Genomic DNA, 23,080 nt, shown 5'->3' with positions numbered 1-23,080 from the left:
TCAGTGCCCTTCAGTCGTGGTGGTGCCGCTATGTGCGTGCGAGTGGCCGCCGACGGAGTCGAAACGAGCGCTCAGGTCAGTGACGGCGTTCTCGCCGGGACCGTAGTTCACGACCTCTTCAGGGTTGCCGCCGTGGGCTTCCCACTTCTCGCGGAGGGAATCGATGTCCCAGAGCATGTCGACGGTGGGCGGGTGCCCTGGCGGCAGGTATTCGGCCTCAATCTGGGTGCCGCAGGTGGGGCAGTAGAACTCCAGGATGCGGCAGAACGTCGGGTCGGGGGAGAACGTGAACTCGTACTTCTCCGGGTCGATGACCGGGGGATGGATCTCGCGAGGGTCCCGGTCGTAGACCAGGGTTCCCTCCTTGTAGTTGCCGCGGGCATCGCCGAAATCGTGAGCGCAGACGCGGCAGATCCACCGTTCGGTGTCGAGGTCTATAAAGAGGTACTCCGTCATGGGAACGCGCATTGTGTTCTTACCTTTCTGGGGAAACAAAATGGGTTGGGAGATTCAGCGGATGTCGGTCAGCTGCAGGTCGCCGGCCGTGGAAATCTTCAGACTCCAGCCCAGGGGAACCCGGGCGGTGAAGAACGGGCCTTCGACGATGGCCGGACCGGCTGCCGCGGCCCCCGGTGCCTGCTCGTCGAGCTGGTAGACCGACACAGTGTCGATCTGGTCGGCGCCCGAGCGCACCTGGCGTGTTCCACTCGCCACGGCGACGGTCGCGTCGGCGGGGGAACCGCCCGTGAGCGTCGGGTGCGGCAGGCGGAATGTGGCCGTCAGTGACAGGATCTCGCTGCCGTCCTCGCAGATGTCCTTCCAATCGAGGTCGCAGGCGCTGAGCTCGTGACCTTCCTGGAACATGTCCCGGCCGGCATCCGCTGTCATCGTCTGCTTCGCGGCCTCGATGGCCTCGGGCGTGAAGCCGGTGACGTCGGTTTCATACGTCTGGGCGATGTCGGAGAAGCTGATGCCATAGGCGGAGAACACCGCGGCGAGGCGCGGTACCAGGACGTGGTGAACACCGGCGATCTGGGCGGCGCTGCACGCGCTCATCGGTCCGCCGCCGCCGAACGCAGCCAGGGTCGTTTCGCCGGTCGGGAGCACGAGACCGGCGAAGGACTGCGCGAGGCGCTGTGAGTAGGTTTCTTCCATGCGCACGAGGGCCTCCTCGAGGGTGATTCCGAGTGGCTCGGCCACGGTCCTGGTGATCACGGCGCGGGACCGTTCGGCGTCGAGTGCCATTTCGCCGTTCAGGTAGGTCTCGGGATCGAGCACGCCGAGCAGCAGGTTGACGTCGGTGATGGTGGCCTGGGTGCCGCCGAACCCGAAGCATGCGGGGCCGGGAGCGGCGCCCACGCTCTCGGGTCCCACGGTGATCGCGCCGTCGTGCACGGCGATGATCGAGCTGCCGCCCACACCGGTGGAATGCACGTTGCTCATTTCGTAGGAGATGTCGACACCCTGGATCGAGCCGCGGCGGTCCACCGAAATCGTGGCGTCGTTCACGACGCCCACGTCGGTCGTGGTGCCGCCGACGTCGATCATCAGCACGTTGGTGAGGCCGTAGGCCTCGGCGAGGGCGCGGGTCCCTTCAAGTCCGCCGCGGGGTCCGGAGGAGTACGTCTTGAGGGCCACCGACTTGGCGACGCGGGAAGAGGCGCCGTCGTTGCGGTAGATCAAGAGCGGGTTCTTCACCTTGTACGCACGCAGGCGGTGCTCGGCGCTGTAGAGAAAGCGCTCGACTGTGGGGTGCAGGAACGAGTTGAGGATCCCCGACCAGATCTGGCGGTCCCTCGACGTGTCGGAGGCGAATTCCCTGGAGAACAGGATGGGAACGGAGCCGAGCAGGTGTCGCGGAAAGTTCTTGAGCATCGTGCGTTTGTAGAGGTGCTCGCGTTCGAGGCTGCTCGCGGCCACAACGAGGCGTTCGGCGCCGGCGGTGGTCAGCCGGTTGATCTCCAGAACGAGTTCGCTTGCGAGCTCGTCCAGCGAGCCGGTGGTGGAGACGACCGCGATCCGTCCGCCGATGAGGTCGTCGAAGAGGCCAGCCGACTTTTCGGTGGCCCGCAGGGTGGCTGCGAGTTCGGGATCATCGGTGATGAGTCCGATCAGCGGTCCCTTGCGTTCGACGAGAGCGTTGGTGCCCTGCGTCGACGAGTAGCGGATGTGGCGGGTGGAGTGGAGCAGTTCGGCGAGGTTGGGCTCGCCGAACAGCTGAGTCGACGCCTTAGTCATGGCGTCGAAGAGGCACTGCGACAGGTCGACGGGTGTTGTGAGGGTTTTCGTGAACGTGAAATCCGTTCCGCTTCCCACCACGATGTCCGTGAGTGTGCCGCCGTTGTCGATATTGATCAAACGTTCCATGAGCGCTCCTTTGCGTTGGTGTGGAATGACCCGGCGGCTCTCGAAGGGGCCGCGGACTCCAGCGTGCCCCAGGCCGTAACCGGCAGCGTGTCCCACATTGGGACACCCGTTGGCTAGCGCTCTCGGCCATCCAAGGGGCATGCTTGCAGAGTCCACAAAGGAGTCGATATGCCCGAAACCGCCGCTCGGCGTTTAAGGATTGCTGCGGCGCGCGCCGATTTTCTTCGCTTCGGGCCGGCCGATACGCCCGCCGCGCCAGGGGTGATCGCCGGAGACGTAGCCGGCGTGGTCGCCGCGTCCTGGCAGCGTTCCTTCTCGGCCGGCGTCAACGCGGCCACCGCGCAGGCTGTTTTCCACAGCGACCTCGACCTGACCGGGCGCCTGGTGCGCTGCTCCAAACCGGTCATCGCCCGGCTGAGCGACGACATGGCCCAGATGCCGCTGAGCATCGTGCTCACCGATGCGCGCGCGCGTATCCTCAGCCGTTCGGAGACCAACAAGACCATCGGAACCCTGCTCGACCAGGTCTCACTCGCCCCTGGTTTCAACTATGCCGAGGGCGCGGTGGGGACCAACGGCATCGGCACTGTGATCGAGTCTGGCCAGTCGCTCTACATCGTGGGCCCTGAGCACTTCACCGAGCACCTGCAGCCTTTCGCCTGCGCGGGGAGCCCGATTCACGACCCGCTGACCGGACGAGTGGAGGGCGTTCTCGATATCAGCTGCCTGAGCCAGGACTCCAGCCCCCTGATGCGCTCGCTTGTGCGGTCGGCCGCCCACGAAATCGAACGCAATCTGCTCGTGGATCGCAGCCAACGCCAGCAGGCGCTGTTCGAAGCCTACGTACGAATGGATGCCCGCAGCCGCGGAGCCGTGATGGCGATCGGCGGCACGATGGTGATGGGCAACGCCGTGGCGCAGAGCCTGTTCGAACCCGCCGAACAATGGGCGATCCACGAGCACGGCCGCTACCTCGCGATGGGCCGCGGCGCCCCGGTCGACCAGATCGAGCTGCTCTCGGGCAAGGTCGTGCACATCCGGGGTACCCGGGTGGGAGTGGGAGACAACGTGGCGGGCATCGTGATGATCGTCGACATCGTCTCAGAGGCTGCTGCGGCGCCGGCGCGCGCTGCAGCCCCTGTGACAAGCATCGACGCAGCCGTCGAGGATCCAGCCGTCGACGGCGTTGACCGCTCGCTTCTCGGCAAGCGCACCGCGACTGCAATCGTCGACGCGCTGCGCCAACGGAAGACGCTGCTCGTGATGGGGGAGTCAGGCAGCGGCAAGCTCTCCCTGATCGTGGATCTCTATCACCGCGTCGTCCCCGCGGGACGCAGCAGGGTGTGGGCTGCCGAAGACGTGACCGCGAATACCCTGACGTTCCCCGCGGCCGATGCCGGGCTGCACGCGGAGTCGGGGCCAATGCTCTACGTGTTCACCAACATCGACCACCTCACCGCAGAGGCGGCGGAGGGCCTCGATCGTTTTCTGGTTGCGCTCGCCGCGAGTCGCTGGCCGGTGACGGTAGCCGCAACGGTCACCGGACCCACGCTCGACCCCGGGCTGCCGTTCGCCGAACTGCTGGCGCGATTCGATGCATCAGTCACGGTCGCACCGCTCCGTCACCGCCTTGATGACCTGCCGCAGATCGCCACCCGTGTGTTGGCCACCCTGACCGGACCGCGCGGTGTCACCATCGGGGCCGCCGCGATGCGCGTCCTGTGCCGCTACACCTGGCCGCGCAACATCCGCCAGCTCGAGGAGGCCCTCGAGTCCGCCCTCGTGAAGCGGCCCGTCGGGGAGATCCAGTCCGAAGACTTGCCGGGCTATTGCCACAGCGGCGCTCGCCGTCTTCTTTCACCCATGGAGGCCGGGGAGCGAGACCTCATTGTGAACGCCCTGCACGAGGCCGACGGTAACCGGGTGCTCACCGCGCAGGCCCTCGGCATAGCGCGCTCCTCGCTTTACCGCAAGCTCAAAAGCTTCGGCATCACCGCCGCCTAATTGTCCGCACCGGCCACGTTGCCTTAGACGTGCGCTACCAGTGCGTGCGTTCGCGCTCCTGAGCGACGACAGCTTCGCGGTCGACCAACCGTCGCAGGCCAGCCAGCGGTTGACTCATGCGGTGATTGCTGCGGATGCGGGGCTCAACCCGGTCGAGGAATGCCCAGTACCCGGCCGTGAACGGGCAGGCCTGGGGTCCAAGGCGAACCTTGGGATTGAACCGACAGCTGCCACAGAAGTCCGTCATCTTGGCAATGTACGCCCCGCCCGAAGCGTACGGCTTCGTCGCGACCATTCCGCCATCGGCATGCTGGGACATGCCCACCACGTTTGCCGGCATCACCCAGGGCGTGCCGTCGACAAAGGCGTTGATGAACCAGTCCGAGAGCGCCGCCGGTTGATAGCCGCGCTGCAGTGACCAGTTTCCGAGAATCATCAGCCGCTGAATATGGTGAGCCCAGCCGGTGCGGGAAACCTCGTCGAGCACATGGCTGAGGCAGCGCGCCTCCACTGCGCTGCCGTCCAGCGTGAGGAATGCCTCGGGCAGCGGCTCGTTGGCCGAGAGGAAATTGCTCTCGGCGACATAGTTGGGGCCCAGATGCCAATACAGGTGCCAGACCCAGTCTCGCCACCCCATGATCTGGCGCACCACCGCCTCGACGCTCGCCAGCGGCGCACCGCCCTCATGGTAGGCGGCAACGACTGCGTCGATCACCTCCTGAGGGTGCAGCAGACCGAGGTTCAAGGGCACGCTCAGCCGGGAATGGGCCATGTCGCTGTCGCCCAATAGAGAGGCGTCTTCGAACGGCCCGAAGTCGGACAACCGGGTGTCGATGAAATCCTGCAGGGCGGCAAGTGCCTCCGCGCGGGTGGCGGCGAATCGGCGCGGGCCGTCGTCGCCGATCAGGTGCACGCGCCCCTCGATAACGAGCCGGTCCAGGTCCCGACGCACCTCGGCGTCGATGTCGTCTTCGACGGGAGCCCACGGATCAGGCAGACCGAGGCTGACAGCCCCCTTCGGCGGCGGCTGACGGTTGTCGTGGTCGAAGTTAAAGCGGCCGCCCTCCGGCTCCGGCCCGCGCATGAGCACGCCGGACGACGTGCGCACGGCGCGATAAAACTGCTCCATCACGAGCCGTGACGCGGGGCGCCCGTCCGCCCATCGCGCAAAATCCTCTTCGCTCGTCACGAATCCCCGGCTGGGTAACACGGTAGCCCCCAGCTCGTTCACGAGAGCGCGTGAACCCCAGGAGGTCGGGTTGATCACCTCCAGGTCACGGCCGGTGAGCACGTCCCGGTAGTGCTCAGTGCGCAGAAATTCCACGCGATCGCCGAGCTCGCGTGCCCGATGGCGTAGGGCGCTCAGTATCAGGTGGGCCTTGGCTCGGTGATAGGTGCGCCGCCCGAGCACGGCCGCGGCCTCGACGAGCACGATGCTTCCGCCGTCGTCATAGTGCGGACCCAGCTGGTCGGCGAACAAAAAACGCGGCACGGTCATACCACAGATTCTATCCGCGCTCAGGCTCGATCCAAGCGCTCGACCGCGCGGGTCGTTCTCCGGACGTCCCATCTCACTGCAGGTGCGCCGCGTGTCGTTCAGGCCGGGAGCCGGAGCGGCGACCCCAACTTCAGTGGCGATTTGCTGACTAGGTGGATGGGGGTTTGGGCGGGATCGGTGGCGGGCGGTGGGACCAACCAGAAGTCTTGGCCGAGGCGGATGATCTTCCACCCGCTTGGATCGAGCCTGTCGAGATTTCGTTGTGCAGGCGGAGGTGGTGGGGGCTGCAGAGCAGGATGCCGTCCTCGAGGTTGGTGAGTCCGCCGTCGGCCTTCCACTGGTGCAGGTGGTGTGCTTCGGAGAAGCTGGGTGGTTTCAGGCAGTCCTTCCACATGCACCCGCCGTCCCGAAGCGCCAACGCCACGCGTTGCGGCTGCGTAAAGAGCCGTTGCTCCCGTCCGACGTCGAGCACCGATCCGTCGCGGCCGAACAGCACCGGGGTGAATCCGGTGTCGCACAGGGCCCTGTCGATCGTGGCGGCGGTCGCCGCATTCGAGGTTCCTTCGATGAATCCGTCTCCAAGGAACTCCAGCGCCGAGGAAGGTGTTGCGGGCGCCGGTGCCTCCATCACCACGAGCTTCACAGACGGCCGAATGCGGCCGAAGATTGTGCCCGGGTCGGCGCCGGCTGCGACCTTGATGGCCTCGATGAGTGATTCGGCGGCGATCTGGTCGGTTGAGCGGGGGTCGTCGATGATGCGTTGCGCTCGTTCCTTCTCGCCCTTCTCCACGAAGCGGGGTCCTCCGGTGCGCGGACCGATGACCTGCTGCAGGAAGTCCTTGAAGTACGCCCCGTTCTCCGGATCGAGCTCAAAGCTGCCGTGGAGCATGCCGTCGGGCTTGTCACTGTACCTATCCAGTGCCGGCCCGCAGGTATTGCCGGGCTCGCATGGCGTCGGCGCGGGAGGCGATCCCGGCGGCGTCAATCGAGTCCCGGCAGTGCCGGGCCGCCTTCGCGGCCTGGTCGGCGTTTACAGTGCGGCACTCGGTAAGGAGATGCGCAACTGCTTCGGCCAGCATCTCCTCCGTGACACCGATGGCCGGTTCTCCGAGGCCCCGGCGAATGGCCGTGGCGGCTTCGGCGCTGAGCGTGCCGTCGGTGACTGCGTCGCCCAGTGGAGCGAACCAGGGCCGGTGCACCTCCACCGGCGGGGCCTCCGGGTGCTCGAGGGCCTGTTGGTCGGCCTCGTCCTGCCTGTCCCTGGCGGCTTCGGCTTCGGTGGCCATGGTGCCGGCCTCGATGAGGCGGCGGGTGTCTGCCTTGGTGCCACCTCCTCCTCCGCCGAGGGCTTGTACGTAGTCTTCGGGGCTGTTGTATCCCTTCTTTCGTGACAGTCCTTCTCTGCCGAGTGTCCAGTCGGATCGGTTGGCCATGTTCGCCGCCGAGAGGGCGTAGGCCGCGGTGACTTCACGTAGGTGGCGGGCGATGGCCCGGTGGGTGCTCTCCGACCCGTCGTCGGACAGCTCCGCGAACGCTTTCGCGGACGTATCTGACCGGGCTAACGCCCCGGCCAGATCAACGAAAACAACTTCAATAGGGGTTGTCATGAGAGAAGTGTGACAGGCACCACCGACACTCGACCCGGCGCCTGCGGGCTCGGCGTCAGCCGGCGAACACTACGTCTACCCAGTAGTTCGTGGACTGGTACGTGCTCGTGGGGAAGCCTCCGCCCGAGCCGTAACGGTAGACGCCGTTGGCGCTTCCGGACGCGTCGGAGGGGGCGTGCAACGGCCCCTGGTCGACGCCGGTTATCGCGAAGAAGCCGGTGTCGGCGGAGTAGGCGGCAACAGGGGCGTAGTACGACGCAATGTAGGTTGTGCCGGCGGTGACAGGAACGGGGGTGGCGAAGTTCACCTGCTGCCAGCCGCTCGAGGTCTCACCGCTGAACGTTGCAGACGCCAGCTGGGTGCCGCCCGTGGTCCAGAGCCGGCCGAGGTGGGTTCCGGTGTTCGCGCTTCCCTTATAGAAGCGGATTCCGGTGATCGAGCCGGCTCTGTCCGAGCGGAAGCGCACGCCGAGTTCCACCGCGCTCCTGTCGGAGTCCGACAACACGGTAGGGACCGTGGAACTTGCCCAGAGCGAGCACGGGCAGGGCATCGGGGTCGTCGAAGCGACCGTGACGGTGCGTGACGTGGGCGACGTCTGCACGCTCCCGCTGTCGTCGCTTGCACGGCTGAGAATCGTGGCCGACCCCGACGACGGCGTGCGCCAGCTGTACGTCCAAGCGCTCGTGCCGCTCGCCCGATGCCAGCTGCCCCCGCCGTCCGTGGACACTTCCACCGCCCCGACCACGCCGCCGGTGTCTGCTGCGGTTCCGGAGACAGAAATCGTGGTGCTGGCCGGCACGGATCCGGCCGCGGGCGAGGAAATGGCCGATGTCGGGGGTGTCGTGTCTGTCGACGCCAGCGCCGCGCTGAGACCCGACTTGATGGTGGCCGGCTGGGCGCCCATGTCGGCGAAGAGGTTCACCGTAGCCTGGCCCATGGCGGTGTCCGGGGTGCTGGAACCTCGATCATGGCTGCCGTCGAGACCCCAGGACCACTGTACGGTTCCGGCGCCGAAGACGAGTGCGCCGCTCGCGGCCCGATACAGCGTGAGGGCATGGATGGCCGTGCCCGTGGCATATGTCGAGCCGTAGTCCTGAAGCACATCCATCCCTCCGACCGTGGTGGACGACATCGGCACGAGGCCGGCGGGGCGGGCACCGTTGTCGGGGTCGCCGTCCCACTCATAGCCGAGGGTGTTGGTGCCCAGCTGGGTCGTGGCGCCGGCCGCGAGCGCCGCGACGCGGGTGTTGCGCCAGAACCGCAGGTTCTTGAAGGCGCCGGACACCTTCATCTGCGTGGTGCAGCAGTTGGCCGTGAACGACGTTCCCGTGAGGGCGTTCTCCGGCCGACCGCCGTCGGCCGGCGGGCTGAATCGAGGGTCTCGCCACGTGCCCGTCCAGGCGCTGTTCGGGTCGATCTTGGCGTTCGCCTGGGTCTCTTTATAGGTCACGAGCGTGCGGTAGGTGGTGCCGGAGCCGTCGATCGAGGACTCCCATCGGGTCTTCCAGAACACCTCGTTCCCGCTGAAGAATGCCAGGTTGACGCCCGCGCTGCGGGCAGCTTCCACCTGGGTACGCTGCTGGCCCGACCAATACTCGTCGTGGCCCACCGAGAGAAATGTCTTGTGGTTGCGGATGAGTGCCCCGCGGCGGTCGCTGTCGACTCCGGACGTGTAGCTCACGTTGTACCCGTTCGCTTCGATCCAGCGGATCATCGGGTACTCGGCGTTGAACACGGCGTCCTCCGCGCCGGTGCCGCGCGTCGTGACCGGTCGGTTGTAGCTGACCTTGTACGCTCGCCCGACCGGGGAACCCGTGTAGAGACTATTGCCGCCGTACTGGTTATAGGCCTGCCAGGTCGTGTCCGAGGTCTGGAAGAGCAGGTCCGATGTGCTGGCGTCGTCGCGCACCACGAAGACGATGTGGCTCGCGCCCGAGGTTCCGTCGGTGCGCACGAGCCGCGCGATGTACACACCCGAGACTGCCGTGGCCGGCACCGTCCAGGAAGCCGATTCGCTCCAGTTTCCGCAGTCGACGAGTCCCGTGGACGAGTTGCTCAGGCAATTGGGCTGGTCGCGGGCGACAGTGCTCGACAGTGTCGTTATCGAACGCGCGCCGGAACCGCCGTAGAAGCCCAGCCGGTAGATATCGATACGGAATGCCGCCGCGGTTGTGTCGACCTTGAAGCCGATTCGGCCGCCGAGGTTGACGCTCATGTCGGTCGAGAAGCCTTGGATGGCAGCGCTGCCCGAACCTGAAACGTCCCACTGCGATGCAGGGGAGCCGGGCTTCGAGTTCTCGCAGGCGACGGGGTTCTCGAGGGGAGTGGCGCAGAAGTCCACGGCCGTGGCTGCCGGAACGGCGGGAAGGAGGCCCCAGACCAATGCTCCACTGAGGATGGCGGAGCAGATCATTCTGCGTCGGACAGGTGTGCGCATGGGCTCATCCCTCGTGTGAAGGTGCGGTGCAGACCGGTACGAACCGGGCGGATTGACTCGTTCGAGGGTCAGTGTTGCCCCGTTCCACGGCCTCGTCAATGGGCCCGTTCGTACAGGAACGACTCGGCTATTCGGGTGTAAGTTCAAGACCAAATGGTCTCCATCACGAACGTGCGTTTCTCTGCGGCCGCCCTCGATTTTCTTGATGAACTCGAACACCACAACGATCGGGAGTGGTTCGCCGAGCACAAGCCGACCTACGAAAGCGAGCTCAAATCGCGCATGCTCGAGGTGGCCGCCGCAGTCAACGATCGACTGGCCGACTTTGCCCCCGACTACGTGCGTCCACCCGCCAAGGCGATGCTTCGCATCTACCGCGATGTGCGGTTTTCGAAGGATAAGAGCCCCTACAAGTCCCACATGGCCGCGCACTGGCCGCGGCAGGGCATTGCCGGTGGCGCGGGGTTTTTCCTGCAGGTTGGCGCTCGCTCGCTCATGATTGCGGGCGGGGCCTACAGCCCCCGGCCTGAGCAACTGTCGGCGATCCGCGACCATATCGTCAGCCACGAGCGGGAGCTGCGTGGCCTGCTCAGCGACGGCGATCGCTCGGGTCTGTTCGAGCCCCTCGACGGGGATCCGCTCCTGCGCGCGCCGCGAGGCTTCCCGGCCGACCACCCCGCGGCCGACCTGCTCCGAAATCGGCGCTGGGCCCTCACGGCGCACCTGCCGGGAATCACCAGCGAGGGCGCGGAATTTCTCGACACGGTAGTCGAACGCTTCCGGGTGATCGCGCCGCTCGTGGAATTCCTCAATGTGCCGCTCGCATCCCTTGAACTGACTCGCAGTCTGACGGAAGGGCGCGCCTGACGTGACCGACTTGCCGATGTTCCCGCTGGGATCCGTGCTGTTCCCCTTTATGCCCATCCAGCTGCGGGTGTTCGAGGAACGCTACCTCGTGATGCTGGCCCGGGTGCTGCAGGCGGAACCTGCGGAATTCGGCGTGGTGCTGATCGAGCGGGGGCAGGAGGTCGGCGGCGGGGAACACCGTTTTCGCTACGGCACCGTCGCCCGGATTACTCAGGTCGGGGCCGACGAGAACGTTGTGGCCCTGATCGCACAGGGTGATCGACGCATCGAGGTGGTCGAATGGCTCGCGGAAGACCCGCATCCGCTTGCCCGAGTGCGGGAGGTAGCCGACCTGGAGTGGGACGACAGCCTGCTGCCCCTGCGTGAGGAGGCCGAGAAGACCGTGCGCCGGGCACTCGCCCGGGCGAGCGAATTCGTGGACCAGCAGTGGGCCGCGGACGTTGAGCTGTCCCATGACCCGGTGGCCGCCATCTGGCAACTCGCCGCGATTGCACCGGTTGGGCCACTCGATCAGGTCGCCCTGCTGCAGGCTTCGACGGCCGAGGCGCTTCTCACCGCCGTCATCGACCTCACAGTCTCGGCATTGGCGACCCTCGGCGACGAGTGGCAATGACAGCACGGGCACCGCGGGCACCGGGCAATGAGATCATTGATGAATGACCGGAACACTCGTGGCCAAAGGCCTGGCCGGCGGGTACGCGCACCGCACACTCTTTGACTCCCTCGACCTGACGGTCGCGCCCGGCGACGTCATCGGCGTCGTGGGCGTGAACGGCGCGGGAAAATCTACGCTGTTGCGGCTGCTCGCCGGAATCCTGCGGCCGCAGGAGGGAACCGTGAGCCTCGTGCCGACGGATGCCTTCATCGGCTGGTTGCCACAGGAGCACGAACGCCTTGCCGGAGAGACGGTTTCGGCCTTCATCGCCCGGAGAACCGGCTGTGCCGAGGCCACGCGCGAAATGGATGCCGCGGCGTCCGCTCTCGGCGACACCTCGGCGCGTGCCGACGGCCAGGATCCGGCCGACATCTACTCCGCGGCGCTCGACCGTTGGCTCGCGAGCGGTGCGGCCGACCTCGACGACCGGCTGCCCGTCGTGCTCGCCGAGCTGGGGCTGGCGCTCGGATCCGATGTGGCGGGTGACGCCCTGATGACATCGCTCTCGGGCGGCCAGGCGGCGAGGGTGGGGCTCGCCGCACTGCTGTTGTCGCGCTTCGACATCGTGTTGCTCGACGAACCCACCAACGACCTCGACCTCGATGGACTCGAGCGGCTCGAGGCCTTCGTGCGCGGGCTGCGTGGCGGCGTCGTTCTCGTGAGCCACGACCGTGAATTCCTCGCCCGCTCTGTCACCCGCGTGCTCGAACTTGACCTCGCCCAGAACGCCAACCGCGTGTTCGGCGGCGGCTACGACTCCTACCTGGAGGAGCGAGAGACGGCCAGGCGACATAAGCGAGAAGAGTTCGACGAGTTCGCGGCGAAGAAAGCCGACCTCGTGGGTCGGGCCAGAACTCAGCGCGAATGGTCGAGCCAGGGCGTGCGGAACGCCATGAAGAAGGCCCCCGACAACGACAAGATCCGTCGCAAGGCATCGGCGGAATCGAGCGAGAAGCAGGGCCAGAAGGTGCGCCAGATGGAGAGCCGAATCGCGCGCATGGAAGAGGTGGAGGAGCCCCGCAAGGAGTGGCAGCTCGAGTTCACCATCGGGGCCGCACCGCGTTCGAGCGCCGTCGTGTCGACGCTCTCCAACGTCGTGGTGCGCCAGGGCGGCTTCGTACTCGGTCCCGTGTCGCTGCAGGTGAACGCAGGCGAGCGGATCGGCATCACCGGCCCCAACGGTGCCGGCAAGACCACGCTGCTGCGTGCCCTCCTCGGCCGGGCAACGCCCACCGAGGGCACGGCCAGCCTCGGCGCGAGCGTACGGATCGGTGAGATCGACCAGGCCCGTACCCTGCTCGCTGGCGCCGAACCGCTGGCAGTGAGCTTCGAAGAGCTCGTTCCCGACCTGTCGCCGGCCGAAGTCCGCACCCTGCTGGCCAAGTTCGGACTCAAGGCCGACCACGTGAACCGGCCCGTCGATGAGCTCTCGCCGGGCGAGCGCACGCGTGCTGGACTCGCCCTGCTGCAAGCCCGGGGAATAAACCTGCTCGTGCTCGACGAGCCCACCAACCACCTCGACCTAGCTGCGATCGAGCAGCTCGAACAGGCCCTCGAGTCCTACGAGGGAACGCTGCTTCTCGTGACCCACGACCGACGGATGCTCGCCAACGTGCACACGGACCGCCACTTCTTTGTGGAGGCCGGCCGGGTCACCGAGCTGTAGCGCCCGCCGGGCCGCCTCGTAGAACCGGTTTCTCGCGACAGGCCGCGTCGAGTGGCCGTTCGACACGGTGTGTTCGAGAATACTCCGGTTATAGGGCGAGCGCCCGGGGTTCGGAGAAGCTAGCGGGACTGGCGCTTCTTGCCGACCCGCGGAACTCCCTTGACGGCGGGCGTGCGGCCCTTGCCTTTGGACGCCTTGGCCTTGCCGCCAGGCGGACGGGGCGGCGGGGCGTTCTTTTCGGCCTCGTAGTGGATGTCGGAGAGCAGGGCCACGCCGGCCTTCGTGAGCCGGGTCACATCCGTGCTGCGGTCGAAGAGGGCGTAGCCGAGTTCGGCCTCGAGATTCTTCACGGACAGGCTTACGGTCATGCGGGGCACGTTCAGCTTCTTGGCCGCGTGAGTGAAATTCAACACCTCCGCGACGGCGGCGAAGTGCTGGAGCTGGATGGTGTCCACGAGTGGCCTTTCAGGGTTCCGCGAAAGTCGCGGTCACCCGTCAAGGGTACGCGTTCTGAGCGGATGATTCGGTTACACTCCCACATCGCGCTGCCGCACAACGAGGGCCGTGGCGACGGCGAGCACGACCGACGCGGCGAACAAGAGACCCACTGTTGCCCAATCGGCTCCGTTAGAGAGCGGGTTGTGGCCGAACACCCAGTTGTAGGGCGACAGTGCGTGCAGCCACTCCAGGTCGGCGCTCTGGTTGCCTAGGGCGTTGAGCACATACCCCAGCACGGCCACGAAGGCGCCGCCGCCAACTCCCCAGACACGTCGACCACCCACTGCGCCGCAGAGGAGCGCCGCGGTTCCGCTGAGCAGGATGAGCCCGGCGAACAGCAGGCAGGTGCCGAGCAGGTTGACGGCGTCGATGTCGAGTTGGGCTGGGGAATTCCAGAACAGCACGAGCGCGCCCAGAAAGAGAGACAGCGCAAGGACCTTCACGGCGAGGGCCGCGAAGCGCGCCACGGCAACCTGCACTCGGGTGACTGCATGCGCGAGAGTCAGCTCGAGTTGTCCGGACTCCTCGTCACCGCCGAGGGCCGCGGCCCCCCAGCTGATGACGGCGATGCCGAGCAGTAGGTAGGCGATCAGCCCGAAGATCGTGGCTTGGGCATACCCGGGGCCCGTGCCGATCTGGTCGTAGTTGAGGCTCCGCACGAGCTCCTTCGGCAGGGTGTCGATGAGGTCCTGCATCTGGGCGCTGCCGCCCATGCTCGGATAGATGGGCAGGTACAGCGAGGCGGCGGCCACGAGGCCCAGGCTCCAGGCGAGTAGCGAGCGCCAGCTGTCGCTGAAGACCTTGCTGAAGAGGGGGAAGCGAGCCCGTTGCACGGTGGGAATCGCGCGGAGGGGGCGTGGCCGCAGCACAGGCTGGGTCATGAGTCGACCTCCGGTGAGGAATACAGCTTGAGTACGGATTCTTCGAGGTCCGGTTCTTCAAGCACAAGGTCCGTGAGGGTCAGCGTGCCGATGGCCTGCACGAAGGGCTGGAGATCCCCGCGAAGGGTGGCGGTCGCTTCGGTGGCCCCGGTGGCGGTGAGAGTGCAATCGAGGTCGCCGAGGCCGGGCAGCCCGCCTAACCTCGCGGCGAGTTGCGCAGTGCCGAGGCCCGTCGCGCTCATGCGCAGGTGCCGGATAGCGGAGTTCCGCAGCTCCTCCACGCTCGCAATCGTCACGATTCGACCGTCGCGCAGAATCGCGACCTCATCCGCGGCTTGCTGGATCTCGCTGATCACATGCGAGGACAGGAACACGGTCTGGCCGGCCTCGCTCGCCTCCTGCACCAGACCCAGAAATTCCTGCTGCATGAGCGGATCGAGGCCGCTAGTCGGCTCGTCGAGAACGAGCAACTCCGGTTCGTGCATGAAGGCCTGAATGACGCCGAGCTTCTGCTTGTTCCCCTTGGAGAGGTTGCGCACGGGCCGATTCAGGTCGAGCTTGAGGCGGTCTGCGAGTTGCTCGATCCGCCCCTCCCGCACAGGACCAGAGATGTCCGCGTAGTGCTTCAGTAGGCGCGCTCCGCTGACGCGCCCCTCCAGCACGAGGTCGCCGGGCAGATAACCGATGCGTCTGCGTAGTTCCGGGCCGGCATTGCGCGAGTCCGTTCCGAGAACGGCCGCGCGCCCAGACGTGGCCCGGATGATGTCGAGGAGGGTGCGCATGAGGGTGGTCTTGCCGGCCCCGTTCGGGCCGATGACGCCGAAGACGCTGCCGCGGGCGACCGTGAAGCTCACGCCCTTCAACGCTAGGTTCGTGCCAAAGCGCTTGGTGACATCGGTCACTTCGATGGCGTTCTGATCGAGCGGTGCAGCGAATGGCGAAGCGCCGGTGCGCCCGGCCGTTCCAGCTTGCGTCATGGTGTGTCCCTTCTCTCAAACCCTCGTGCTCCCCTCGACGGTAGCGGTGCGCGTTCGCGGGCGGTAGGGGCTTTCGGCTCAGTCCACGACGTTGGCTTCGCTGACATCGATGGTGACGGTGCCCACGACACCCTGTAGCGACGCCGTGACCTGGGCGGTGCCCGCGGCGACGGCGCGCAGCGTTCCGTCGGCACCGATCGTCGCGATGCCAGTTTCGTCGGAAGCCCAGGTGACGCCCGCCAGCGCGCCGGATGTTCCGTCGCTGTATGCTCCGTCCGCGACCAGCGCCGCTTCGCCGCCCACCGGCAGGCCGGCTTGGCTGTCGGTTTCGAGGTCCTTCTGGAAGCTGTTGTAGCTCGATTGCACGGAGCGGATGCTGATTCGGGTGAGAACCTTCGCCGCCACGATCACCGTCGTCGTGTCGGTGAACCCGCCCAGCGACGCCGTGATGGTGGCATTCTGGTCCGGCACAAGGGCGGTGACGACGCCCTCGGTGGTGATGATCGCGATCGTATCGTTGTCAGACTGCCAGGTGGCAACGCCTGACACGGGGCCACTGGCCCCGTCGCTGAAATTGCCGACCACGGAGAGCTGGGCCGTTTCGCCCGCAGCGAGGGTCACCGCACCCGGCACGATGCTAATGCTCGCGAGCACGATGTTGGAGTTCGGGGTGTCCGATAGGTTCGTCGCCGTGGGCAGGGGCGCTGTTGTTGTCGAATCGGCCCCCAGACTGTTCAGCACGGCGTAGGCCGCCGGATGAACCGCAACCAGGGCGAGCATCAGGATTGCCGATACCGTAAGGGTGACGGCGTAAACGGATGCGACGCGGCGGCGATACCGGCTGTTGCCGTACTGCAGCGCCCGGTCGACGTGCGCCGGGTTCGCGTGCGAATTCACGGCGGCATCGGCCAGCAGGCGCCGTCGCAGGTGGGTGTTCATGAGTCGTCACCGGTTGAGGCGAACCTCGCCAGCACGGTTTCGGACTTCACCAGATCACTGACCACCTCGGCAAGCGGACGCCCCGTCAGCGACGAGATCTGGGCCGTGGGCAGATCGGCGAATTCCCGGAGCACCACGGAGATTCTCGCCGGCAGGGGGAGCGCCGAGAGCGCGCCCCCCGCGACAGCGGCGGTGTGAGGCGAGGGCCCGGTACCTGCCTCTGTCACCCTCCAGCGGGCGTGCACCGTGGCCACGTGAACGAATTCACACAGCACGTACGTGCGCAGTTCCGGCGTTACGGGTCCGCGCCACACGGCGGCAGTGCGCGCCCACGCGGCCTCCAGCAACTCGCTGGCCAGCGCCGGATCGTCGCAGATGAGCTGGGTGTACAGCCCGAGATCCCCTCGCTGGGCCTGGAATGCGGCCTGGAGTTCCTGCTCACGGTCCCTGAGTCCGGCCGAGATTCGTACCCCGGTGGGGAAGCCGAATTCCACGCCTCGGATGACGGGAAACACGACGGCTGCCAGTAGGGCGACGGCTCCCAGCCCGAGCAGCAGGAGCCCCGTCAGATCGTGGATGAGAGTGCCCATGACGATCAGGGCCAGTGACAACAGGGCCAGGGTGACACGGGAAGGCTGGATCGCCGCCCGCCAGCGGCGAGCCGGCACCTTACACACGGCGCGCGCCCCTGCGGTGTTGACGCCACCGCGAGCCGCCCGCACGGATTTCACGTCGGCCTGGCACAGAGGGTGTTGTTGTCATGGGAAATGCGTCCTTGCGCGGTCGAGGGTTGTCGCGACAGCATATGCCTGTGTGAGGATGTGCGCCCGAATACCGACGCCGTCGACCGTGATCACGTCCTGGGACGAGCGTGGTCAGGAAATCGGGACGACTGGATCGTCAGCGTCGACGGGCGCTTTGGGAAGAGGGTCGGGCACAGTATCGGGAACCGGGATCTTGGGGGGCGCAGTCACGTCGACGGTGGCTTGGCCATTCAGGCTGCGCCAGGAAGCGGTGATGACCGCGGTGCCCGCCGCGTTGGCCGTCACGGCGCCGGACGTGTCGACCTCAGCGACTTCTTCGGGGCCGCACGTCCACGAGGTGTCGCGGTTGTCGGTGACGTCGAATTCCTGCTTGCCATCCGACAGAGTGGCCGTGAGCTGAAGCGTTTCGCCTGGGAGGAGGTCACGGACGACCCCGGACACTGTGAGGGTGAAATTTTTCAGGGGATCGACGGTGACGGACACCGGGTCTGCGGTGAAACCGTCGAGTTCTGCCCGAACCGTTGTGGTTGCCGACGGAGCGATTGGGGTAAACGCCTGTGCTTTTTCGCCGAACGGGCCTGCCGTCAGCAGACCTGCCTCATCGACCCGGGCGATCCTCATGTTGTCGGTGGACCATTGCGGGGTGCCCGTGACGGCCGCTGTTGTGTCATCGCTGAAGGTGGCAAGAATTTCCAATTGCTGGGTCTCCTGCGGAGCGAGGGTCACGCTCTCGGGGATGATCGTGATGCCTGTTTGGGTCTTGGGGCCACTGGGATCCGCGTCCTCTGGAGCCGCGGGGGGCGGTGCGCCTGGGGCGAGAACTGTGACGGCTGAGGAACCCTGGATCGTGCCCAGCGTGGCGGTGATCACGGAGGCGCCGGGGTTCATCGCCGCAATGAGCCCGCTGTCGTCGACCCCGACCACATCCGGGTCTGCCGAGGTCCACTTCACCTCGGCTTTCAGGTCGACAGTGGTGTCGTCGCTGTAGCGGCCTTGTGCCGTGAGCTGACCTTGCTCGCCAATCTGCACTGTGAGGTCGCCGGGGGTCACTGAGATCTCAACCAGGGTCGCCTCGGAGGTCGACGACGCCGGGAACAGGGTTTCCAGAGCCGCGACGGTGGTCGGATGCACCGAGATCACGACGCCGAGTACGATCACCGCCAGCACGGCGCTCGCAGCGAAGACCCGTAGGAGGCGAGCGCGGTATCGGTGCAGGCCCAGGGAGAGAGGCTGTTCGATCGCGGCGGGGAACTCTTCACTGGCTTCCTGTGCTCGCGCCAGGAGATATCGGCGCGTCTGCGCGTTCATAGTTCGTCGTCCGAAACCGTGATGAGCGCGACTCGGCGCCGGGCGGATCGCAGGTCCTTGGAGATGTCGTCGAGGGGCCGCTCCGTCAGGGTGGCGATCTGGGCGAGAGGCAGTCCGGCGAACTCGCGCAGCACGACGACCACCCGCTCGGCGAGGGGGAGAGACGCCAGCGGGGCCGAGACGTTGGGGGCCGCGCGGGTGCCATCGGGATCATCGGATGGGGTCCACCGGGAGTGAGCAGTGAGAAGTTCAACAAACTCGCAGAGCACGAAGGTTCGCAGATCGTCGGTCACGGGGCCGCGCCACAGCGAGGCCGTTTTTTCCCAGGCCGCCTCGAGAAGGCGTGCGGCCACGGCGGGATCGTCGCACATCAGCTGGGTGTAGAGACCGAGGTCGCCTCGCTGCTTCGCAAAAGCGGCGCGCAGATCTTCCTCGCGATCATGGACGGCGGCCATGATCTTGACACCGCTGGGAAACCCGAACTCGAACTCCTTGATGACGGGAAACATCACCGCTGCCACGAGCACCGCAGCCCCGAGGCCGATGAGCCCGAGGCCCAGAAGCCCGAGCCCTAGCACCCCAGGGCTGCCGGGGTCTCTCAGCAACATGCCCGCTACGACCAAGGCCACGGCCAACACAGCCAGCATGATTCTGGATGGGTGAAGTGATGGCCGGAGTCGGCGCGGGGGAACGTCACACACGATGCAAGTCCCGAACTGACGGAGCTGCGTGCTTGCGCGAGTGTCGCGTGGGTGCGGACTCTGGTTCCATGAGCGCAATCATGTTGCGTCCTTACATCTCAGACGGACGAGTGAACCTCGACGCGATAGTACTCCCGCGCGGCGCGGTCTGCCCGTCACTGGGCACCCATCCGGTGACACCTGGCGGCGACGGGGGTATGGTGTTTGCATCTTCCGGTCGGCACTCGGGGAAGCGAGGTCAGCGTGAGCGTTGTTCGCTCGTCCCTGTCTGCCCTTGTCTCGGTACTCGCCGAAGCTGTCGCCCCCGATTCCGTAGGGGTTTCCGACGGCGGCGGCCCGGGGTCGACAGACGCTGTGCCGACGGACCCCGTCATCGTGAGGGTCCTGACCCTCGAACGAATCGGCCGCTCCCGGCGCGACGGCCCGGTGCTCGACCTTGAGCTCTCCGCCGCAGTCTCGTGTACGGGGCCGCGCAGCCTCGAAAACGCGGAGCAGATGCTCACGGCAGTGGAAAACACCTCCAGGTATTCGGTGGCGCCGCTCACGCCGGAGGCCTCCTCGGCCGCGGGCCTGGGTTTCCTGGTGCGGGTCCCCGTCACCCTGCGGCTGACCGAGCCGAGCGGGCCGGCCATCCTCGAGCCCGTGCACGTCACGACGATGGTGGGCCGGCGGCTGAGCGGGGTGGTGGTCGGGCCGGACGGGCGAGGAATCGCTGGCGTCAGCATCCGCTCTCGAGCGTCGTCGGTCTCGGTTGCGAGCGATACGACAGGGCGGTTCACCCTGCTGTCGAGCCTCGAGGCGGTCCAGCAATTCACCGTGGAGTTTCGGGGCGTCACCCGCCTCGTGACCGCACCCGTCGATCCCGCCCTCGTGCTGACCTGGGCGCCCACCTGAAGAGAAACCTCAAGCAATGAAAGGAGAACAGCATGCCCAACTATCTTGCTCCGGGCGTGTACGTGCAGGAGGTCCCGAGTGGAGCCCGCGCCATCGGGCAGGTGAACTCGAGCATCGCCGGGTTCGTGGGCATTGCACCGGATGCCTCCGCCAAGGTCGACGAGACCGTGGTGCTTGACAACTGGACCCAGTTCGTCGACACCTATGTGGGAACGGCAACTGGGGGCACGCCGCTCTCTAACGCCGTGTACGGCTTCTTCAACAACGGCGGCGGCCGGTGCTATGTGGTGAACATCGGTGCGAACGGCACCTTGCTCGGCACGGCGACCCACCCGACCGGCCTGCGTAACTTCGAGAAGGTCGACGACATCTCCATTGTGGCGGCTCCGGGCTACGTGGACGCCGACTCCTACGCGGCCCTGCTTGAGCACTGCGAGCATCCGCTGCGGCAGGACCGCGTGGCGATCCTCGACGGCGTCGAAGATTGGGGCCCCGACGTATCGGCGCTCACCCGGGTGGCGACCTCGGGCGTGCCGACAAAGACCGGGGGCGCAGCGGATGCCCCATCCGCGCCCAAAGGAACAAGCAAGACGGACGACACTGAGCTCGCCCTGGGCCCGCCGGAGTCGCCCGGCGGCTACGCAGCGTTCTATGTACCGTGGCTTGTCGTGCTCGACCCGGTGTCCGGACTCAGAGTCACCCAACCACCGTCGGGCCATATCGCCGGGGTCTGGGCCAGGGTCGACAGCAGTCGTGGGGTGCACAAGGCACCCGCCAACGAGCCGATCCAGGGTGCGCTCGATCTTCGGCAGCGCATCAGCCGAGGCGAGCAGGAGGTGCTGAACCCCGCCGGGGTCAACTGCATCCGCTATTTCCCCGGGGAGGGCATCCGGGTGTGGGGTGCCCGGACCAAGGCCCCCGAGGCGAGCGAGTATCGGTATGTGCCGGTGCGGCGGCTGACCAACATGATCAAGGAGTCCATCGAGGACGGCACCCGCTGGGCCGTCTTCGAGCCCAACAAAGACGAGCTGTGGCGCTCGCTGCGACGGGACATCGGCAACTTCCTCACGAACGTCTGGCACGACGGCGCCCTGTTCGGAACCACGCCGCAGCAGGCGTTTTTCGTGAAGTGCGACGCCGAGACGAACCCGCCAGAAGTGCGGGACGCCGGCCGGGTCGTCACGATTATCGGGCTCGCGCCCGTGAAACCGGCCGAGTTCATCGTGTTCAAACTCATGCAGTCGGTGGACACCACCGAGATCGAAAACCTGGGAGCGTGACATGTCCGATGCAGCAGCAACAGCAGCCACCCCACCCCCGCAGGCGCAACCGGGAAACGTGGTCGACCCCTACCGTGCGTACAACTTCAAACTCGTGATCCAAAGCGTGGTGCAGGGCCACTTCACTCGCGTGGACGGTCTCGGAATCGTGATTCCACGCCTGCTGTGGCGGGAAGGCGGTGAACACGCGGCCGTGCGCACGATGCCAGGTCCGGTCGAGTACCCGCCGGTCACCCTGCGCTACGGCATGACCGATTCCAAGGAGTTGCTGCAGTGGCTCTTCAAGGCCGTTGACGGCACAGTCGAGCGCCGCAACGTGTCGCTCGCCATGCTCAACGACGCCGGATCGGCCGAGGTGAGGCGCTGGAACCTGATCGGTGCCTGGCCGTGTGAATGGTCCGGTGCTCCGCTGGATGCCCTCGGCAAAGAACTGGCGATCGAATCGCTCAGCCTCGCCTACGACCAGCTGAAGCTCGACGATGCTCCCGCGACCCCGCCTGCTGCGTAGACGCCTCGGCGCGGGCCTGCGCGCGCTGGCAGGATTGGTCGACTCGGCGCCAGCGCTCGGCGACGCCCTGAGTCCTCCGCTCGCGCACGGTGGCGGTAGGGCGACGGATGCCGTGGGGCTGGTCGACGCGCCGGCCGGTGGGCCCGACCCTGACCTGTCTTGGATGAGCACGGTCGACGGGGTGCCGGAGCATTGGCTTCGCCGAGTCCGCGAGGCCGGGCTGCACAGCCAGGCACTCGCGGCGACGGTGACGCCGAGCCCGACCCCTGGCTTGCCCGTGGGCGATGTCGCGGGTCACGGTGCTAGACCGGGTGTGGGGGAGAGTCCTGCGCCGGGAGCGGCCTCCCGGGTTCGGCGCCCGAGCGCCCGAGCGGTCCTGCGAGCCGATGCGCGTTCGGCACGAGACGTCGACGCCGAACCGAACGCGACCCCGCAACGTGTCGCCGATCATGACCGGCCGCCGGGCCTGCTGTCCGGTGCAAACCCGGAACCGGACACCGTCTCTCCTGTGGAGTCTCTGAGGCAGTGGCCGCTCGCCCCGGGGATTGCCCGATTGAGTATTCGACCAGCGGCGACCCGCCCGGGTGCCGCGCGAGGGGTGTCGCACTCTAGCGACAGTCCCGATTTGGAGACAGCTACGGGCTCCCGTGATGTCACCGACCGCGCCAGCGCCGCACGACCGCGGCCCGAACGTGCCGCAGCGGAGCAGGGCTCCAGCCGGAATGGCGTTGCGGCGCCGGGGCGCCAGCCGGGGGCATCCGTTGTCGCCGAGCCTGGTCCCGCGACTGCGCCCGTCGCGCGTGCCGCCGCGGAGCCTCGTCCGGTGCCCGTGGACGGCGTGCACGACCGCACAAGCCTCCTCAGGAGGGTGAGGCAGCCAATCCGAAGCGACGTGGCGCCCGCTCTGCACCTGCGTGGGCGGGATATCGCACACCGGCCGGTATTCGTGCCGGCACCGACGGTGAGAGCATCGATTCCTGCCCCCGCGATTGCCTCTCGGGCCGAATCCCCAGCTCACCGCAGCGTCGAGCAAGTCCGGCAGGGTCTGTCGCCGGTCGCGTTGCACTCGGCGTGGCCGGCCCGTACTGCCGTCGCCGCGGCGAGCCCGCACCCGTGGCCCGAACTCGCCACTGCCCGCCCGACGCCTCAGGACCGGCCGAACACCGAAGCCGTTGTGAGACGCATCGCGCGCGCCCGGCGGCTGGCCGTCGAAGAGTCCCTGGTGTGAC

The 23,080-nt window shown here is 66.9% G+C and carries 21 protein-coding genes; 8 read left to right on the top strand and 13 right to left on the bottom strand.

Going from position 1 to position 23,080, the window contains the following annotated elements:
* A complete protein-coding gene (locus BJ997_RS12325; protein ID WP_035838931.1) occupies positions 1-468 on the bottom strand; it encodes an acetone carboxylase subunit gamma in 468 nt (155 codons plus the stop codon).
* 42 nt (positions 469-510) lie between these two features.
* Positions 511-2,367: a hydantoinase/oxoprolinase family protein gene (locus tag BJ997_RS12320; protein ID WP_035838929.1), complete on the bottom strand. Its 1,857-nt coding sequence runs from the start codon at positions 2,365-2,367 to the stop codon at positions 511-513.
* A gap of 168 nt (positions 2,368-2,535) precedes the next feature.
* Here BJ997_RS12320 and BJ997_RS12315 point away from each other — a divergent pair, with 168 nt between their 5' ends.
* Positions 2,536-4,371: a sigma-54-dependent Fis family transcriptional regulator gene (locus tag BJ997_RS12315; RefSeq protein WP_035838926.1), complete on the top strand. Its 1,836-nt coding sequence runs from the start codon at positions 2,536-2,538 to the stop codon at positions 4,369-4,371.
* Between the two features lie 34 nt (positions 4,372-4,405).
* Here the strand turns inward: BJ997_RS12315 and BJ997_RS12310 are convergent, their stop codons facing one another.
* From BJ997_RS12310 to BJ997_RS12295, 4 genes are all read right to left on the bottom strand, one after another.
* On the bottom strand, positions 4,406-5,869 hold the full coding sequence (locus tag BJ997_RS12310; RefSeq protein WP_035838924.1) for a cryptochrome/photolyase family protein: 1,464 nt from the start codon (positions 5,867-5,869) through the stop codon (positions 4,406-4,408).
* Positions 5,870-6,017: 148 nt separating this feature from the next.
* Positions 6,018-6,758, bottom strand: a complete 741-nt coding sequence (locus BJ997_RS12305; protein WP_183323491.1) for an HNH endonuclease signature motif containing protein — start codon at positions 6,756-6,758, stop codon at positions 6,018-6,020.
* A gap of 22 nt (positions 6,759-6,780) precedes the next feature.
* Positions 6,781-7,476, bottom strand: coding sequence for a hypothetical protein (locus BJ997_RS12300; RefSeq protein ID WP_035841156.1), 696 nt, complete (start codon positions 7,474-7,476; stop codon positions 6,781-6,783).
* Between the two features lie 55 nt (positions 7,477-7,531).
* Entirely contained in the window at positions 7,532-9,913 is a 2,382-nt protein-coding gene (locus tag BJ997_RS12295) for a N,N-dimethylformamidase beta subunit family domain-containing protein (RefSeq protein WP_084141323.1), read from the bottom strand.
* A 153-nt stretch (positions 9,914-10,066) separates the two neighbouring features.
* Between BJ997_RS12295 and BJ997_RS12290 the strand changes: the two genes are divergently transcribed.
* The 3 genes from BJ997_RS12290 to BJ997_RS12280 are packed head-to-tail and all read left to right on the top strand — an operon-like array spanning position 10,067 to position 13,101.
* Positions 10,067-10,780, top strand: coding sequence for a DUF2461 domain-containing protein (locus BJ997_RS12290; RefSeq protein ID WP_035837417.1), 714 nt, complete (start codon positions 10,067-10,069; stop codon positions 10,778-10,780).
* A gap of 1 nt (position 10,781) precedes the next feature.
* Positions 10,782-11,393, top strand: a complete 612-nt coding sequence (locus BJ997_RS12285; RefSeq protein ID WP_152602246.1) for an LON peptidase substrate-binding domain-containing protein — start codon at positions 10,782-10,784, stop codon at positions 11,391-11,393.
* 43 nt (positions 11,394-11,436) lie between these two features.
* Positions 11,437-13,101: an ABC-F family ATP-binding cassette domain-containing protein gene (locus BJ997_RS12280; RefSeq protein WP_035837419.1), complete on the top strand. Its 1,665-nt coding sequence runs from the start codon at positions 11,437-11,439 to the stop codon at positions 13,099-13,101.
* A 119-nt stretch (positions 13,102-13,220) separates the two neighbouring features.
* Here the strand turns inward: BJ997_RS12280 and BJ997_RS21795 are convergent, their stop codons facing one another.
* The 7 genes from BJ997_RS21795 to BJ997_RS12245 all read right to left on the bottom strand — a co-directional run bounded on the left by BJ997_RS21795 (position 13,221) and on the right by BJ997_RS12245 (position 19,115).
* Complete coding sequence (locus BJ997_RS21795) at positions 13,221-13,556, bottom strand: helix-turn-helix domain-containing protein (RefSeq protein WP_035837421.1); 336 nt, start codon at positions 13,554-13,556, stop codon at positions 13,221-13,223.
* A 72-nt stretch (positions 13,557-13,628) separates the two neighbouring features.
* Positions 13,629-14,480 (bottom strand): ABC transporter permease subunit, encoded by an 852-nt coding sequence (locus BJ997_RS12270; protein ID WP_084141325.1) that lies wholly within the window; start codon positions 14,478-14,480, stop codon positions 13,629-13,631.
* Entirely contained in the window at positions 14,477-15,457 is a 981-nt protein-coding gene (locus BJ997_RS12265) for an ABC transporter ATP-binding protein (RefSeq protein WP_084141327.1), read from the bottom strand. The genes BJ997_RS12270 and BJ997_RS12265 overlap by 4 nt, the downstream gene beginning before the upstream one ends.
* Before the next feature lie 78 nt (positions 15,458-15,535).
* Complete coding sequence (locus tag BJ997_RS12260; protein ID WP_035837422.1) at positions 15,536-16,396, bottom strand: Ig-like domain-containing protein; 861 nt, start codon at positions 16,394-16,396, stop codon at positions 15,536-15,538.
* Entirely contained in the window at positions 16,393-17,073 is a 681-nt protein-coding gene (locus BJ997_RS12255) for a hypothetical protein (protein ID WP_183323488.1), read from the bottom strand. Before BJ997_RS12255 ends, BJ997_RS12260 begins: the two co-directional genes overlap by 4 nt.
* A 198-nt stretch (positions 17,074-17,271) precedes the next feature.
* Complete coding sequence (locus BJ997_RS12250) at positions 17,272-18,468, bottom strand: Ig-like domain-containing protein (RefSeq protein WP_052542389.1); 1,197 nt, start codon at positions 18,466-18,468, stop codon at positions 17,272-17,274.
* On the bottom strand, positions 18,465-19,115 hold the full coding sequence (locus BJ997_RS12245; RefSeq protein ID WP_035837426.1) for a hypothetical protein: 651 nt from the start codon (positions 19,113-19,115) through the stop codon (positions 18,465-18,467). The genes BJ997_RS12250 and BJ997_RS12245 overlap by 4 nt, the downstream gene beginning before the upstream one ends.
* 297 nt (positions 19,116-19,412) lie before the next feature.
* On the opposite strand from BJ997_RS12245, the gene BJ997_RS12240 reads away from it, so the two are divergent.
* From BJ997_RS12240 to BJ997_RS12225, 4 genes are read left to right on the top strand one after another with little or no spacing between them, the layout of a single operon-like run.
* Complete coding sequence (locus BJ997_RS12240) at positions 19,413-20,063, top strand: hypothetical protein (protein ID WP_152602248.1); 651 nt, start codon at positions 19,413-19,415, stop codon at positions 20,061-20,063.
* Positions 20,064-20,095: 32 nt separating this feature from the next.
* Entirely contained in the window at positions 20,096-21,343 is a 1,248-nt protein-coding gene (locus BJ997_RS12235; RefSeq protein WP_035837428.1) for a phage tail sheath family protein, read from the top strand.
* Between the two features lies 1 nt (position 21,344).
* Positions 21,345-21,851, top strand: a complete 507-nt coding sequence (locus BJ997_RS12230) for a phage tail protein (protein WP_035837430.1) — start codon at positions 21,345-21,347, stop codon at positions 21,849-21,851.
* Positions 21,823-23,079: a hypothetical protein gene (locus BJ997_RS12225; protein WP_152602249.1), complete on the top strand. Its 1,257-nt coding sequence runs from the start codon at positions 21,823-21,825 to the stop codon at positions 23,077-23,079. Before BJ997_RS12230 ends, BJ997_RS12225 begins: the two co-directional genes overlap by 29 nt.
* Position 23,080: the final 1 nt, after the last annotated feature.

Source organism: Cryobacterium roopkundense (genome assembly GCF_014200405.1).
GTDB lineage: Bacteria > Actinomycetota > Actinomycetes > Actinomycetales > Microbacteriaceae > Cryobacterium > Cryobacterium roopkundense.
Note: the sequence above shows the minus strand (reverse complement) of the source record. Positions and strands in the feature narration are given on the sequence as shown.

Bases quoted from the DNA above. Each gene is read 5' to 3' on its own strand.
- BJ997_RS12300 (WP_035841156.1), bottom strand. From the start codon at position 7,476: ATGACAACCCCTATTGAAGTTGTTTTCGTTGATCTGGCCGGGGCGTTA.
- BJ997_RS12280 (WP_035837419.1), top strand. From the start codon at position 11,437: ATGACCGGAACACTCGTGGCCAAAGGCCTGGCCGGCGGGTACGCGCAC.
- BJ997_RS12310 (WP_035838924.1), bottom strand. From the start codon at position 5,869: ATGACCGTGCCGCGTTTTTTGTTCGCCGACCAGCTGGGTCCGCACTAT.
- BJ997_RS12230 (WP_035837430.1), top strand. From the start codon at position 21,345: ATGTCCGATGCAGCAGCAACAGCAGCCACCCCACCCCCGCAGGCGCAA.
- BJ997_RS12295 (WP_084141323.1), bottom strand. From the start codon at position 9,913: ATGCGCACACCTGTCCGACGCAGAATGATCTGCTCCGCCATCCTCAGT.
- BJ997_RS12260 (WP_035837422.1), bottom strand. From the start codon at position 16,396: ATGAACACCCACCTGCGACGGCGCCTGCTGGCCGATGCCGCCGTGAAT.
- BJ997_RS12250 (WP_052542389.1), bottom strand. From the start codon at position 18,468: ATGAACGCGCAGACGCGCCGATATCTCCTGGCGCGAGCACAGGAAGCC.
- BJ997_RS12235 (WP_035837428.1), top strand. From the start codon at position 20,096: ATGCCCAACTATCTTGCTCCGGGCGTGTACGTGCAGGAGGTCCCGAGT.
- BJ997_RS12265 (WP_084141327.1), bottom strand. From the start codon at position 15,457: ATGACGCAAGCTGGAACGGCCGGGCGCACCGGCGCTTCGCCATTCGCT.
- BJ997_RS12320 (WP_035838929.1), bottom strand. From the start codon at position 2,367: ATGGAACGTTTGATCAATATCGACAACGGCGGCACACTCACGGACATC.
- BJ997_RS12315 (WP_035838926.1), top strand. From the start codon at position 2,536: ATGCCCGAAACCGCCGCTCGGCGTTTAAGGATTGCTGCGGCGCGCGCC.
- BJ997_RS12290 (WP_035837417.1), top strand. From the start codon at position 10,067: ATGGTCTCCATCACGAACGTGCGTTTCTCTGCGGCCGCCCTCGATTTT.
- BJ997_RS12305 (WP_183323491.1), bottom strand. From the start codon at position 6,758: ATGCTCCACGGCAGCTTTGAGCTCGATCCGGAGAACGGGGCGTACTTC.
- BJ997_RS12270 (WP_084141325.1), bottom strand. From the start codon at position 14,480: ATGACCCAGCCTGTGCTGCGGCCACGCCCCCTCCGCGCGATTCCCACC.
- BJ997_RS12325 (WP_035838931.1), bottom strand. From the start codon at position 468: ATGCGCGTTCCCATGACGGAGTACCTCTTTATAGACCTCGACACCGAA.
- BJ997_RS12245 (WP_035837426.1), bottom strand. From the start codon at position 19,115: ATGCTGGCTGTGTTGGCCGTGGCCTTGGTCGTAGCGGGCATGTTGCTG.
- BJ997_RS12225 (WP_152602249.1), top strand. From the start codon at position 21,823: ATGCTCCCGCGACCCCGCCTGCTGCGTAGACGCCTCGGCGCGGGCCTG.